At 40.8% G+C, this 13,343-nt stretch carries 7 protein-coding genes, 1 tRNA gene and 1 riboswitch; of the genes, 3 read left to right on the forward strand and 5 right to left on the reverse strand.

Annotation, left to right across the window (positions count from 1 at the left end):
- Positions 1 to 19: 19 nt before the first annotated feature.
- The 3 genes from ABDW32_RS05970 to ABDW32_RS05980 all read right to left on the reverse strand — a co-directional run bounded on the left by ABDW32_RS05970 (position 20) and on the right by ABDW32_RS05980 (position 3,883).
- Entirely contained in the window at positions 20 to 1,330 is a 1,311-nt protein-coding gene (locus tag ABDW32_RS05970) for an O-acetylhomoserine aminocarboxypropyltransferase/cysteine synthase (protein WP_223579432.1), read from the reverse strand.
- Between the two features lie 115 nt (positions 1,331 to 1,445).
- Complete coding sequence (locus ABDW32_RS05975) at positions 1,446 to 1,580, reverse strand: hypothetical protein (RefSeq protein WP_343560410.1); 135 nt, start codon at positions 1,578 to 1,580, stop codon at positions 1,446 to 1,448.
- Positions 1,581 to 1,590: 10 nt separating this feature from the next.
- Positions 1,591 to 1,703, reverse strand: a riboswitch (SAM riboswitch).
- Between the two features lie 203 nt (positions 1,704 to 1,906).
- Entirely contained in the window at positions 1,907 to 3,883 is a 1,977-nt protein-coding gene (locus ABDW32_RS05980) for an FUSC family membrane protein (RefSeq protein ID WP_343560412.1), read from the reverse strand.
- A 409-nt stretch (positions 3,884 to 4,292) separates the two neighbouring features.
- Between ABDW32_RS05980 and ABDW32_RS05985 the strand changes: the two genes are divergently transcribed.
- Entirely contained in the window at positions 4,293 to 6,746 is a 2,454-nt protein-coding gene (locus ABDW32_RS05985; RefSeq protein ID WP_343560414.1) for an outer membrane beta-barrel protein, read from the forward strand.
- Between the two features lie 98 nt (positions 6,747 to 6,844).
- Here ABDW32_RS05985 and ABDW32_RS05990 read toward each other — a convergent pair whose 3' ends face one another.
- A complete protein-coding gene (locus tag ABDW32_RS05990; RefSeq protein WP_343560417.1) occupies positions 6,845 to 9,034 on the reverse strand; it encodes a glutamine synthetase III in 2,190 nt (729 codons plus the stop codon).
- A gap of 171 nt (positions 9,035 to 9,205) precedes the next feature.
- Positions 9,206 to 12,034: a prolyl oligopeptidase family serine peptidase gene (locus ABDW32_RS05995; RefSeq protein ID WP_343560419.1), complete on the reverse strand. Its 2,829-nt coding sequence runs from the start codon at positions 12,032 to 12,034 to the stop codon at positions 9,206 to 9,208.
- 94 nt (positions 12,035 to 12,128) lie between these two features.
- On the opposite strand from ABDW32_RS05995, the gene ABDW32_RS06000 reads away from it, so the two are divergent.
- Positions 12,129 to 12,863 (forward strand): SIMPL domain-containing protein, encoded by a 735-nt coding sequence (locus ABDW32_RS06000; RefSeq protein WP_343560421.1) that lies wholly within the window; start codon positions 12,129 to 12,131, stop codon positions 12,861 to 12,863.
- A gap of 114 nt (positions 12,864 to 12,977) precedes the next feature.
- Positions 12,978 to 13,057 (forward strand) — tRNA-Leu (locus ABDW32_RS06005).
- Positions 13,058 to 13,343: the final 286 nt, after the last annotated feature.

The following is a 13,343-nucleotide window of genomic DNA, read 5'->3' on the forward strand; positions in this document are numbered from 1 at the left end:
AATTAATGAATCTACCTAATTATTTGATCTTATCGAATGCTTGTTGTAGATCGGCTTTGATATCGTCAATATGTTCGATCCCGACAGAAAGGCGTAGCAATCCTGGAAATACACCTGCATTTGCCTGATCCGCATCACTTAGCTGCTGGTGAGTCGTTGCAGATGGGTGGATAATCAATGATTTGGTATCACCTACGTTGGCCAGATGGCTGATAAGTTCAAGACTGTCGATAAAAGCATTTGCTTTTTGAGCAGCGTCACCTTTCAATTGGAAGGAAAGAACTGCGCCATAACCATTTTTGAGATATTTTTGCGCATTGGCAAAGCTTGGTGAACTTTTCAATCCGGGATAATTTACTTTCTCTACCTGGGGATGAGCTTCTAGCCATTTGGCAACCTCTAAGGTATTGTCCACATGACGTTGCACACGTAAAGAGAGGGTTTCAAGTCCTTGCAGTAACAAGAATGAATTGAACGGCGAAAGCGCCGGACCAAAATCCCGTAGACCTTCAACACGAGCGCGGATAGCAAATTGAATATTACCAAATGGTCCTTTTTCCCCAAATACTTCTGAGAATACCAGGCCGTGGTAACCTTCGGATGGTTCCGAGAATTGCGGATATTTTCCATTGCCCCAATTGTAATTTCCACCGTCCACAATGACGCCACCAATACTCGTGCCATGACCACCGATCCATTTTGTTGCGGATTCAACGACAACGTGTGCACCGTATTCCAAGGGTTTGAAGAGATAGCCCCCAGCTCCAAAAGTATTGTCAACAATTAAGGGTAAATCATATTTTTTGGCAACAGCCGCAATTTTTTCAAAGTCAGGTATATTGAAACTCGGATTGCCGATAGTTTCTACATAAATCGCTTTGGTCTTATCGTCAATAAGTGCTTCAATTTTATCGGCTTCAGCATCTGTCGCAAAACGGGCTTCAATGCCAAGACGTTTGAATGCAACTTTAAACTGATTGAATGTACCGCCGTATAGATTTGAGCCCGCGACGAAATTATCTCCGTTTTCAAGTATATTGTTTAATGCGATAAATTGTGCAGCCTGACCCGAAGCAACAGCTAATGCTGCAACCCCGCCTTCCAACGCTGCGATACGTTGCTCAAAAACATCTGTTGTGGGATTCATGATCCGTGTATAGATATTGCCAAATTGTTTCAGCGCAAATAGGTTGGCTCCATGTTCGGCATTCTCAAATACAAATGAAGATGTTTGGTATATAGGTACTGCTCTGGATCCTGTGGTCGGATCTGCCACTTGGCCGGCATGAACTTGTAGCGTTTCGAATTTTAGATTTTTGTTGGAAGACATAATATATCAGATTTTAAGGGTTCAAAAAAAATGTTAACAAAGAGATAAAAGAAAGCATACACACCTGTTGAAAAGGTCTGTTAATATCGTAATCCGGGAAAGGGGAAAATGATGCTTAACAAGCTGGAAGGTGCGTATGCTTGCGCATTCGCATAGACATGGCATTGCTATGTGTCGCCTCTTTACCTGTTAGCTGGTTTGTCTGAAACAAACCTAAATTGTTGATGGTTTTCTGTAATGTAATAATCATTGTCTTATTTCATTTATATGCTCCAAAACGATATTGCTTTGGACAGGATTTGGCACCTTTTCAACCAAATTGAAGGTTGCCAGTGGGTCATTGAGCCAGTCTCTCGCCACTTCTTTATAAATCAAGACCTGCTGATTAAGGAAGGTGTTGATTAGAAATCTTCATCTGAAGACATTGCAAATATAAACTTCTTTTCTATTAATGCAAAAGAAAAACAATTTTTTAAATAAAACTAGTGTGCAAGTACATATTCCCAATAGCCTACGGAAATGTAGGCTAAGTTGAAAATCTTGTAGTTATTTGTTTTTTAGAGGCGGAGCAGCAGCTTATTTTTTACTGTGTGCGATACGCTCCGCAATTTGATCCAAATCTGTCAATAATGGTTTTAATTCATCTATTCTGACATAGATGTCGTTGTTCCGGACTTCAGCATTCTTTTTGCTGATGGATATAGAAAGTCCGACCAGGTGCGAATTGATCCGATAGGACAGTGCCTGAAAATGGTGGATGTGCGACCAGTCGACCCATTTATGTTCAGGTTCTTTCTTCATCTGGTTGATGGCATCCGAAAATAGGGCCATTGCTGTTTGCGCTTTTTTACGGGCTAGCCGGATGTCAAAGGAGCTCTGTAGATTGTCCGAGAGACGTTGGTTGATCATCTGGAAGTAATGCTGGTTATAGCTTGCGACTTCCTTTGCCAAGTGGACCAGACCTGAACTTTGGCGCACCGGAATCAAGAAGTATCCTACAATCGCTAGAAAAGCACCTACCAGAGTAAAGGCTATACGGCTGCCCAAAATAAGATTAATATTGCCTTCAAATAAGTTCAGGGCAATGACAACGGCCAACGTAATAAAAACAACACTGACCATATAATTGGAACGGTTGAATAAAAAGAATCCGAAAAGCCCGATTGCCGATAAGCTCAGTAGTAAGGGGATACTTTCCAAAAATGCCAGACAGAAAATACCGATCAAGATACCCGAAAATGTCCCTACAATTCGCTCGATATTTCGGGTTTTGGTCATTGAGAACGCCGGTCTAGCGACAATCGCTATGGTAAGCAAAATCCAATAGGTGTATTTGAAATCCAGGAACAGGATACCGATCAACGCACCTACACCGAAAAGTAAAGCCATACGCAGCGCAAAGCGAAATAATGGATTTTTAAGATGGAGTTTATTTTTGATCTCACCTAGACTGCCCAATGGTCGGTTGATAAATTGCTGGTATTCTTTGGTATCAATCTTATCCTGAATTTCCTGATTTTGATAAAAAGCAACCTGAATTCGTTGAAGCACCTCAAGAATGGACTCCATGTTGGCAATAATAGAAAGGAGAATTGGGCCTGCTGGACCACTTTGCTGTAGCTGGATATTTTTCAGCTCAGTCAGGCATTCGTTCAGTTTAATTGTATTGTAATACAGTTGTTGCGCATAACGAAATCGTTTATGTGGCTGCGAAAAGCTATCAATTTCTAGGGCCAACAACTTTATTGCGCGACGGATTACAGGGAGGCTGCCCGTGTCAGCAAGATTTTTACGAATAGCGTCATAGTCATGATCGAGGGCGATAATAAGCTCGTGTAAATCAATTAGGCCATAAACCTGACTCAGCCAATAATTACTCTTAGGCCATTGATGGCCGATAATTCTTTTCTCCCGGAATAGCAACGAACGGATCTGTTCTTGCTGTTCACTGATCTGACCGTGAATTTTTCCCACGCGGCTGTAGGTAATATCCAATGGGATGCTGGGGTCGTAAGACTGGGCACGGATCAATAAAAATTGAGATAAGCCCTGAAAACCATTGGCCATCGCGTGCTTCAAGGAACGATAGGGTTTTATATAAGCCTGTAGTAGGCTGAATAAATAGTATATCGTTGCTCCGGTTGTGATTTGTAAGCCGACCGCCAAAGGGTTTTTAGGTGCCAGGCCGATGACAAAACTCATTAAAATTAAGGTCATGTTGCCTATGGCAGCATACCGCGGACCGAACAGACCGTACAAGGTAAAACTGAATCCGGCTAAACCAAGGAGAATAACCAAAGGCCAGTGAAAAGGAAATAAATAAGCTGTAAGAAATGCTGCCACAAAGAATGTCGGAATGCACAGCAATGCAGAGGATAATTTATCCTTGCGGTTGCCAGGAGGATCAGTCAGGGTTGTCAGTAGGGAACCAACACCAATGCCTATGGCGGTACTTGCCGGAGCCCCTAATAAATAGATGGCTAGACTCGGTAAAATACTGATGGATACATTGCGTAAGGCATCACCACTGTGTTCGCCTTGGATAAATCGCATGATTTGGTTATTAATACGGTAGAATCTTTTCTTTAATGATACGATGCCCATCAATCAGTTTACTAATTTTCTGTGCAAAAATACAAATATTATGCTTAATATTTTATAGATACATTTTATTTGTTTTGATTATATGTGTTTTTATGAATTTTTATTTTGAAACAGGTGCTTTAATTGGCTTGGCTCTTTGGTCCTGCCGCGTGGCGGGTCCGGTTAGCGAAATATGCCCGCTTAATGGTGCTTTAAAGTAGATCGAGAAAAATCATTTACCGAGGTTATTTGCTGTTCTACCGATTGTTTTTGGTCGCCTATCTATTAACGCTGGTCAACCTGTAATGAAAACCCGAGGTTTGTTGTCATCATATAAAAAATGAGTGTTGACTCCCTAATTGATGATATAAAGATTTACATGATGAAACCACAGAAAATTAAATTGTTGCTCGCGTCCCTAATTATAATGCTCGTCGCTCCTTGGGTAGCTGTTTCTGCTCAATCGGGAGGGGGGAAGCTCCATACTGTCGTTGTTGGTCCGGATAACCTCCCCCTTGGTGCTGCCAGTATTTTGTTATTGCGTAGTCCTGGGGACATTCCGTTGAAGGGGACTGTATCGAAAGCGAACGGCGATATTGAGTTTGTGGAAGTACCTCATGGTACATATGTGATTCAAGTCTCGGCGGTAGGTTATACGACTTATCGCTCTGCCGAAATCACGATGAAAACAGCTGCGGCCCTGGCTTTGGATACCATTCACCTGCAGACGGAAAGACGGGTTTTGGGCGAGGCTCAGGTCGTTGGCCGGAAGCCTTTAATAGAAAGCCAGATTGATAAAATTGTACTCAATGTAGAGAATAGTGTATTGGCAACCGGAAACAATGCATTGGAACTCCTGCAAAAGGTACCCGGTGTGACTTTGGACAATAAAAAAATAAATCTGCGCGGTAAAAGTAATGTAATTATTATGATTGATGGAAAGCCTACGTATCTCTCCGCAGATGAAGTTTCCAGATTATTGGAAAATACAGCTTCAAATTCGATCACCTCGATTGAATTACTTACTAATCCACCCGCAAAATACGATGCTGCTGGAAATGCCGGTATTATCAATATCAAAACCAAAAAAAATACACAGTTTGGTAGTAATGTGAGCTTAAACCTGAATCTGGGCCAAGGAAAGTATGCCAAAGGTGATGGTGGTTTTCTGATCAATCATCGTAACAATTGGGTGAACCTGTTTGCTTCCTATAATTACCAAAATAGTCTGGGCTTTAATGATTTAACGATCGATCGTTCCGTCATGGATTCGATAGGAACAACTTATTTCAACTCGGATTCCTATTCGAAATTTCGCTATCGGGCACATAACTTTAAATTCGCTGCAGATTTTAATCTCGGCAAACAACAGGTGTTAGGCCTAGTCGTCAATGGTAATGTCAGTGACGGCAACGCGACAAGGCAGGGTGATAATTTGATTGCCTCACAGAAAGGGACATTGGACTCCGTGGTACAGGGGAGCAACTTTTCGGATTTTACGTATCGTTACCTGGCTTACAACCTTAATTATAAAAAAACATTCGATACATTGGGGACAGAGTTAACAGCCAATGTAGATTATTCCTATTCCAAAAATCACGACAATAGCATGGTAAAAAACCGTTTCTTAGATCCGGATTGGAAGGAATTCAAAATGCCAAATGTTTTTCGCAACGACATGTTGTCCAATACGAAGATTTTTGTGTTCAAAACAGATTTTGTCCACCCTTTTAATAAAACAACAAAACTCGAAGCTGGGCTGAAATACAGTCGCGTGAAAACGGATAATAACCTGATCTATGAGGACCAAAACCAGGCAGGAGAGTTTGTGCTTAACACTAAACAAAGTAATCAGTTCTTGTACAATGAAAATATTGCAGCGGCATATGTTACGCTGAATAAGTCTTTTGGAAAGTTTACCGTACAAACTGGACTCCGTATCGAAAACACAGCTTCATTGGGCAATTCAGTAACCTTGGGGCAACGTACAAAACGTAATTACACAGATTTCTTTCCGACAATATTTATACAGCAACAGATCAATGACAATCATAAGTTCGGTCTTAGTTATAGCAGACGGATAGACCGTCCGGACTACGGAGCATTGAACCCTTTTATCTACTACCTGGATCAATATACCTATCAATATGGTAATCCTTATTTGAATCCACAATATACAAATTCCTATGAGCTGAATTATACCTTTAAGGAACGTTATTTGTTGAGCCTTGGTTATAAGAGAACGAACGATGCGATTACCCAGGTAATCGAGAGCAATTCAGAGACGAAGGCAATTGCGCAGACTGACCGGAACCTGACCTATTTTGACTATTACAATATGAATATCAATATACCGGTTAAAATACTTAAATGGTGGACTACTTCCAATAACCTGACTGCGTTTTATAGCAAATATAATTTTGACGAACGCTCGGGGGCTCAGCGTCAGTTGGAAAAGCTATCTTTTCAAATGAGTTCGAATCATGATATCCGTATCGGAGAAACAACCAACGTGGAGCTAACTGCCAATTATTTCTCTCCAGCAGTCTATGGCGTCTTTAGTTTTAAATCTTACTATGGAATCGATGTTGGAGCAGGGAAAACTTTTCTTGATAAAAAACTGAATGTTAAGCTGGCCGTGAATGATATCTTAAATACAAGGGGTGAGCGGAGATTGTCCAGCGCTCAGGAAAATGGCTATTATCGCATTCGTAACGGATACGATAGTCGAGTGGTGCGCTTGTCGCTTTCTTACCGTTTTGGAAACGTCAATATTAAATCGCTTGATAAAAGAGCGGGGAATAACGACGAGGATAATCGCTTAAAGAAATAGTCTTTGTATACAGGGGAGCGTTTAAACTGCTATCCCGGTATACAAACAAGAAGAGCATTCCTGTAGGAATGCTCTTCTTGTTTGTATACTAAGCAGGATTAGCTTAAGAATAAGATCTCTCTCAATTTTGGAAGAGGCCATTTTTTATCGTCAACGATTTTTTCCAATTTGTTGACATGGTAGCGGATCACATCGAAATATGGTTTCACTAGTTCGTCATAAGCGATTGAACGTTCACGTACATCTTCGATTTGGTTTGCTTTTTTACGTTCTTGACGCATGGCTTCCGCTTGTTCCAAGATTGTGTTTACGTGTGTCGAGATACGTTCTACGAAATTCAATTGTGAGCTGAATGCAGCTTGAGCCAGACCTAGGTCTTTCAGGCCTTTCACATTTTCGATCAATTCGTTTTGATAGCTAAAACATGCTGGTGCAATCTGGTTGTTGACCATCTCTTCGATAACACGAGCCTCGATTTGAAGTTTTTTGTAGAAGTTCTCCAATAAGATTTCATGACGAGCTTCTGATTCGCGTTTTGTATAGATGCCTAAGGATTCAAATAAAGCCAAAGACTCTTCTTTTACATAGACGTCTAGTGCCTTAGGAGTCGATTTGATGTTGGAAAGGCCGCGTGCTGCTGCTTCTTTTTCCCACTCTTCGCTGTATCCATTACCTTCAAAACGGATTGCTTTTGAATCTTTGATGTATTTACGCACAACATTTAAGATTGCAAGATCTTTTTTCGTGCCTTTTTTGATTTGTTTATCAACTTCTGCTTTGAACTCAATCAATTGTGCAGCAACAATGGCATTTAATACCGTCATTGGTAGGGCAGAGTTGGCAGAAGAACCTACCGCACGGAACTCAAACTTATTACCCGTAAATGCGAAAGGTGAAGTACGGTTACGGTCCGTGTTATCCAATTTCAATTCCGGAACTTTAGGGATACCGTGCCACAAGTTCGCTTCAGCTTTTACTTTCTTGGCAACACGAGCTGATTCCACTTCTTCTAGTAATTCATCCAATTGAGAACCTAAGAAGATCGAGATAATCGCTGGAGGAGCTTCGTTTGCGCCTAAACGGTGGTCGTTGCTTGCACTAGCAATAGATGCACGCATTAAATCAGCGTTTTCAAAAACAGCTTTGATGGTATTGACAAAGAATGTCAGGAACATCAGGTTATTTTTAGGCGTTTTGCCCGGAGACAATAGGTTGACACCAGTATTGGTAATCAAAGACCAGTTGTTGTGTTTTCCAGAGCCGTTTACACCAGAATATGGTTTTTCATGTAATAATACTTTGAAGTTATGTCTCAAAGCAACTTGCTCCATAACGTTCATCAACAATTGGTTGTGGTCAATTGCCAAGTTGATTTCTTCGTACATTGGCGCACACTCAAACTGAGATGGTGCCACCTCATTGTGACGTGTTTTTAATGGAATACCTAATTTTAACGCTTCATTTTCTAGATCAACCATGTAGGCTAACACACGCTCTGGAATCGCGCCGAAATAATGGTCTTCCAATTGTTGGCCTTTGGCTGACATGTGGCCGAATAAAGTACGTCCAGTCAATTGAAGGTCAGGGCGGGCATTGTATAAAGAAAGGTCAACTAAGAAATACTCTTGCTCAATACCAAGAGAAGCGTTTACTTTCGTGATAGACTTGTCAAAATATTGTGCTACTTCGGTTGCAGCTTTATCAACAGCATTGATTGCTTTTAATAAAGGTGCTTTATAATCTAATGATTCACCTGTGTAGGAAACAAATACTGTAGGGATACAAAGTGTTTTTCCGGCACCGGTTTCGTAGATAAATGCTGGTGATGAAGGATCCCAAGCAGTATAACCACGCGCTTCGAAAGTGTTACGGATACCGCCATTTGGGAAGGATGAAGCATCTGGTTCTTGTTGAACTAAGGCGTCAGCAGTGAATTTTTCGATTGCTTCGCCATTTTCATCCGGCTCGAAAAAAGCATCGTGTTTTTCAGCTGTCGAACCTGTCAGTGGTTGAAACCAGTGTGTATAGTGGGAAACGCCATGATTAAGTGCCCAAGTTTTCATTGCCTGAGAAATGTGCTCAGCTAAATCTCTTGAAATAATCTGTCCCTCTTCAATGGATGCAACTAACTCCTTGTATGAGTTTTTAGGAAGGTAGTCTTTCATTTTGTTTACGGAAAAAACGTTCTTTCCGTAGATGTCAGTTGCTTTTTTAGTTTCAACTTTTTCAAATTGTGCAATCTGGCGTGAGCCCGCTGCCTCTACTGCTTTGAATCTTAGGTTCGACATTTGTATTTTATAATTAAATTACAGTTTTGTTGATTTTGTTTTTCAAAAATATCGTGTTTTTACGGAAAACTGAAATTTTTTTTGATTTTTTTTGAAAAATATGTGTTTGATAATGATTTTTGGGTAAAAAAAATGGGTCGATTTTATAAAATTGACCCATTTTGAGTGTTTTTAGTTGTAATCCAATCCCCAGTCTATTCCTTTTAAGGTGGCCGGTACTCCTTTTTTTAGCCAATTTGCTGCTGGAGCACCTTTTAGGTAGTGATCGAAGAACTGCTGTTCGCGAACCTGTATGTCTTTCCTGTTTTGCCGTTGGATCAGATTATGTTCATCGCCATTATAGTTCAGCATCCAGACCGGTTTGTTTAACCGGCGCAATGCTGTAAACATTTCGATCCCCTGGTACCATGGCACAGCACCGTCGTTGTCATTGGCCATAATAACAACAGGTGTATTTACGTTGTTTAAATGGAACAGCGGCGAGTTTTCCAGATAAAGTTCGGGCGCCTCCCATAAGGTTTTACCTATGCGGCTTTGTGTATGTTCGTATTGGAATTGACGCGACATCCCCGATTGCCAGCGTATCCCGCCATAAGCAGAAGTCATATTAACCACCGGTGCTCCGGTCCATGCCGCAGCATACATATTGGTACGTGTGATCAGGTGAGCGACCTGATAGCCACCCCAGCTTTGTCCCTGAATACCCATTTTGGTGCTGTCTACCCAGGGGTTTTGTGCTAAATAACGCATACCTGAATTGATATACTCCTCGGCAGATTTTCCGGGATGCCCAGTTTCGTAACTGATATTTGGCGCAAATACCAAATACTCGTTGCTCACGAAATAAGGGATATTGAGCCGCGAAGGAGTAGGAGCTGGGGGCTGGTAGGTATATAGGCCATCTGACAGCTTTTCATAGAAATAAGCAATGATCGGGTATTTTTTTGCGGGATCAAAATTTTCGGGTTTATAAAGAATGCCTTCAGCCTGATGGCCAGCAGGTGTGGTCCAATGCACAAGCTCGGCGGTCCCCCAGTTATAGTTTGCCTGTTGTTTATTAATAGTAGACAGTTGTGTTTCGTCCTTGAACCTGATACTATTGATATACAGGTTGGGCGAATTGATATAATCTTCCTTGCTATAAAGGATCGTCTGCTGGTCAGCAGATGCATTGATGTTTCTAAACGTCTTCGGCTCTACAAGAAGGCTTTTTGGATCATTGTGCTGCCCCTTGAATTGATAAAAACCAGCTTCTTTGGTTTTATTATCAAATGAGGTCAGGAAGCCTCCTTTTTTGTAATCCAGTGTTACTTGTAGATCACTATCCTCTTCACGCCGTAAAGGTAGGTAACGTAATGTGGTTTGAGAGGCCGCGCCATAACCGTTGGTGAGAATGGATTTATTGGATCCATCTAGATTAAAATACCAGATATCATACCGTGAGTTGAGGTATACACCTTTGTAATCAGGACTCCATGCCGCCATTCCGTAGGCCTGGGCGGCGGTAGGCATATCGTTCTCCTCATCGGCGAAGGATGCGGGAATGCCTTCATTTAAGACCACCTTTCTTTTGGAACTGACGTGGTAGGAATTCCAGGTCCCTTTTTCTTCGTCGAAATAAACGACATATTTTGCATCCGGACTAAGGACTACATTTCCAGAGAAATTGGAGAGAATCAATTCCCGTTGACCGGTTCTTGTCGAGACCAGATAGATATCTTCTTTTGTGTCACCCTTCCATTGGCTTTCAATCCGTTTACCAAAATCTGTGCGGGCCAATATATACTCAGCATTTCCATCCGGTGTCAGAGCTGTCGAATTAAAGGTTTCATCTGTCAACGGAATAACGGTACGATTATTTTTGGGATAGGTAACCGCCAAGAAATTTTTGGAAAGATCTTTTTTCAGGTTAACCAATTGCATAGGCTGCAAATAGTCGTCCTGCCAGCTCCATACATCGACTTTAGCATGCTCAAAATCGACTAGGGTGGTGTCTTTGACACGGGGTATAGGTGCGATACCAAAGAAAAGTTTTTCACCGTTTTTGCTGAACCGGATATTTCCATCTCCGCTGACCGCCCAATTTTTAGGAATACCAGCACTATTTTTGGTGGCCAGGTACTGCGCGGTATCTAGACCATGGGTATAGTAATAGAGATTATAGTTTTTAACCAGTGCTTTTTCCTTGGATAGATCACCTAGGTAAGCCAGTTGATTACCCGTTTCATCGAAACTGAAATTTTTGTAATCTCCTTTTCCGGTCGATATTTTTTTTAGGTTTTTGGTGGCGATATCGTATAAATAAACACCCGATTCTTTGGATAGGCTGTCTTTGGTATCCGTTTTCTTTGAAAAGACAAGCTTAGTCCCATTTTTGTTCCACTCATATTGATCTACGGAAGAGAATTGGACCGAATCTCCGGAATTGAGATCGTATAACGCTAATGTCGCTACCGTTTTTTTCTTTTTGTCCGTGTTATTTTTCTTGTTTTGTGTAGAGTCGGCTGGTTTTTTAGATGCATCTAGCTTCTCGTCCACTTGTTTATCAAATAGAAAAGAAATAAAATTGTTGTTTTGCTCCGCTACTTTATAAGATTTGATCTGTGCAAATTTAACAAGCGAAGAGCTGGTCAAATTGTAGATTGCCAAAGAATCTTTAGGTAAATCCTCTGTTTTTTTCTTTTTTATTTTTGCTTCACGTGTTACGGCAAATGGCGCTTTGATTAAACTGATCAAATGATTTTCTGAATCGGTCAATTTTCCATTATAGCCCCGTGGAATCTGGATCAATTCTTTATTTTCTTTTGTTTTTAAATAAAGTTGACTATCGCCTTCTTGCGGAGAGACCTGAAAAAGGACAAATTTGCCGGATTTACTGATATAGGGAGATGAAATGCTTTGCCAGCCATCATATACCGTATGATCCAAGGGTTTCTTTTGTGCGTGTACAGCTAAGCTCGCAAGGAAACAGAATGGAATACAGATATTTTTCTTGTTCATGTTTAAATTCTTTTTGCTGCAATTTATCCATAAAAAATAAAAAAACGTTGATTTTTTGGTATATTCATTGTTACGTAAATATAAAAAACTGATTATGAAATCACCATCTATTATTGTTTCTGTTATCCTAGGTATAGCTGTGTTATTTACTGCATGGATTTTGGGCAGTGCATATCGGTATAAATTTAAATCTACGCAGACGATTACTGTTAATGGCAATGCGAAAAAGGATTTTGAATCTGATTTGGTAAAATGGAATGCAACATTCAGTAGAAAGAATTTTGAATTAAGTGCAGCCTCAGCACAATTGGCAACAGATCGTGACCTGGTACGCGACTTTCTAGTTCAGCAGGGCATTAAAGTCGATGAAATTCGTTTTGAGGCCGTGAATATTGCCAAGGATTTTGAATATCATACTGACGGCAAAGGAAACGGTTATAATACATTCTCAGGCTACACCCTATCACAAACAGTAAGTGTGGAATCCAAGGATCTCAATAAGGTGGACAATGCTTCCAGAGAAATATCAACGTTGATTTCGAAAGGAATCGAATTGAGCTCAAGTACACCAAATTATTATTACTCAAAACTGGAAGACCTGAAATTAGAATTGATCTCACAGGCTTCCAAAAATGCACATCAACGGGCCGATAATATTGCTAAGGAATCGAATGCTGGTTTAGGTAGTTTGGTGAAAGCTGATTTGGGTATTTTTCAGATAACTGGGCAAAATGATAATGAGGAGTACTCTTCAGGGGGAGCTTTTAATACCACTTCACGAAAGAAAACAGCGAATATAACGGTTAAAGCAAGCTTTTTGAGTAATTAACGGAAAATTATTCGACTGTCTTTCAGTGTGCTATTGATTTTGAGCGGAAATTTGTTCAAAAAGTTTTCTCTTTTTCAATAAAAAGCCTACTTTTGCATCATCCCAAACGGATATGCCCGGATGGCGGAATTGGTAGACGCGCTGGTCTCAAACACCAGTGGGAAACCGTGCCGGTTCGACTCCGGCTCCGGGTACAAAATCCCTCTTTACGCAAGTAGAGCGGGATTTTTTTACGGGTGAATATGTTTGCATATCGTATTGTTTTTGGCTTCTTGGACGGCCTGTCTGCTTAAGATGGAAGAACAATCACAAACTTTAAAGCCAAATAGTGCCTCTTTTCTCTGCTTATTCTTTGCTTGTTTATTGCCGTTTCTTTGCCTTTTGTAGGCTCTTTCTTTGGGATTGCCTTGGTATTCCTTTGGTATTTCCTTGCTTATTCGTTGGTGTTTTATTGCTGTTTCTTTGGTATTGTAGCAATAA

Origin of the sequence: Sphingobacterium sp. (assembly GCF_039596235.1) — a bacterium.
Taxonomy (GTDB): Bacteria; Bacteroidota; Bacteroidia; order Sphingobacteriales; family Sphingobacteriaceae; genus Sphingobacterium.

Excerpts from the sequence above, each read along its gene's own strand:
- ABDW32_RS05990 (WP_343560417.1), bottom strand. The coding sequence starts at position 9,034 with ATGTCGAACCTAAGATTCAAAGCAGTAGAGGCAGCGGGCTCACGCCAG.
- ABDW32_RS06000 (WP_343560421.1), top strand. The coding sequence starts at position 12,129 with ATGAAATCACCATCTATTATTGTTTCTGTTATCCTAGGTATAGCTGTG.
- ABDW32_RS05975 (WP_343560410.1), bottom strand. The coding sequence starts at position 1,580 with ATGATTATTACATTACAGAAAACCATCAACAATTTAGGTTTGTTTCAG.
- ABDW32_RS05995 (WP_343560419.1), bottom strand. The coding sequence starts at position 12,034 with ATGAACAAGAAAAATATCTGTATTCCATTCTGTTTCCTTGCGAGCTTA.
- ABDW32_RS05980 (WP_343560412.1), bottom strand. The coding sequence starts at position 3,883 with ATGCGATTTATCCAAGGCGAACACAGTGGTGATGCCTTACGCAATGTA.
- ABDW32_RS05970 (WP_223579432.1), bottom strand. The coding sequence starts at position 1,330 with ATGTCTTCCAACAAAAATCTAAAATTCGAAACGCTACAAGTTCATGCC.
- ABDW32_RS05985 (WP_343560414.1), top strand. The coding sequence starts at position 4,293 with ATGATGAAACCACAGAAAATTAAATTGTTGCTCGCGTCCCTAATTATA.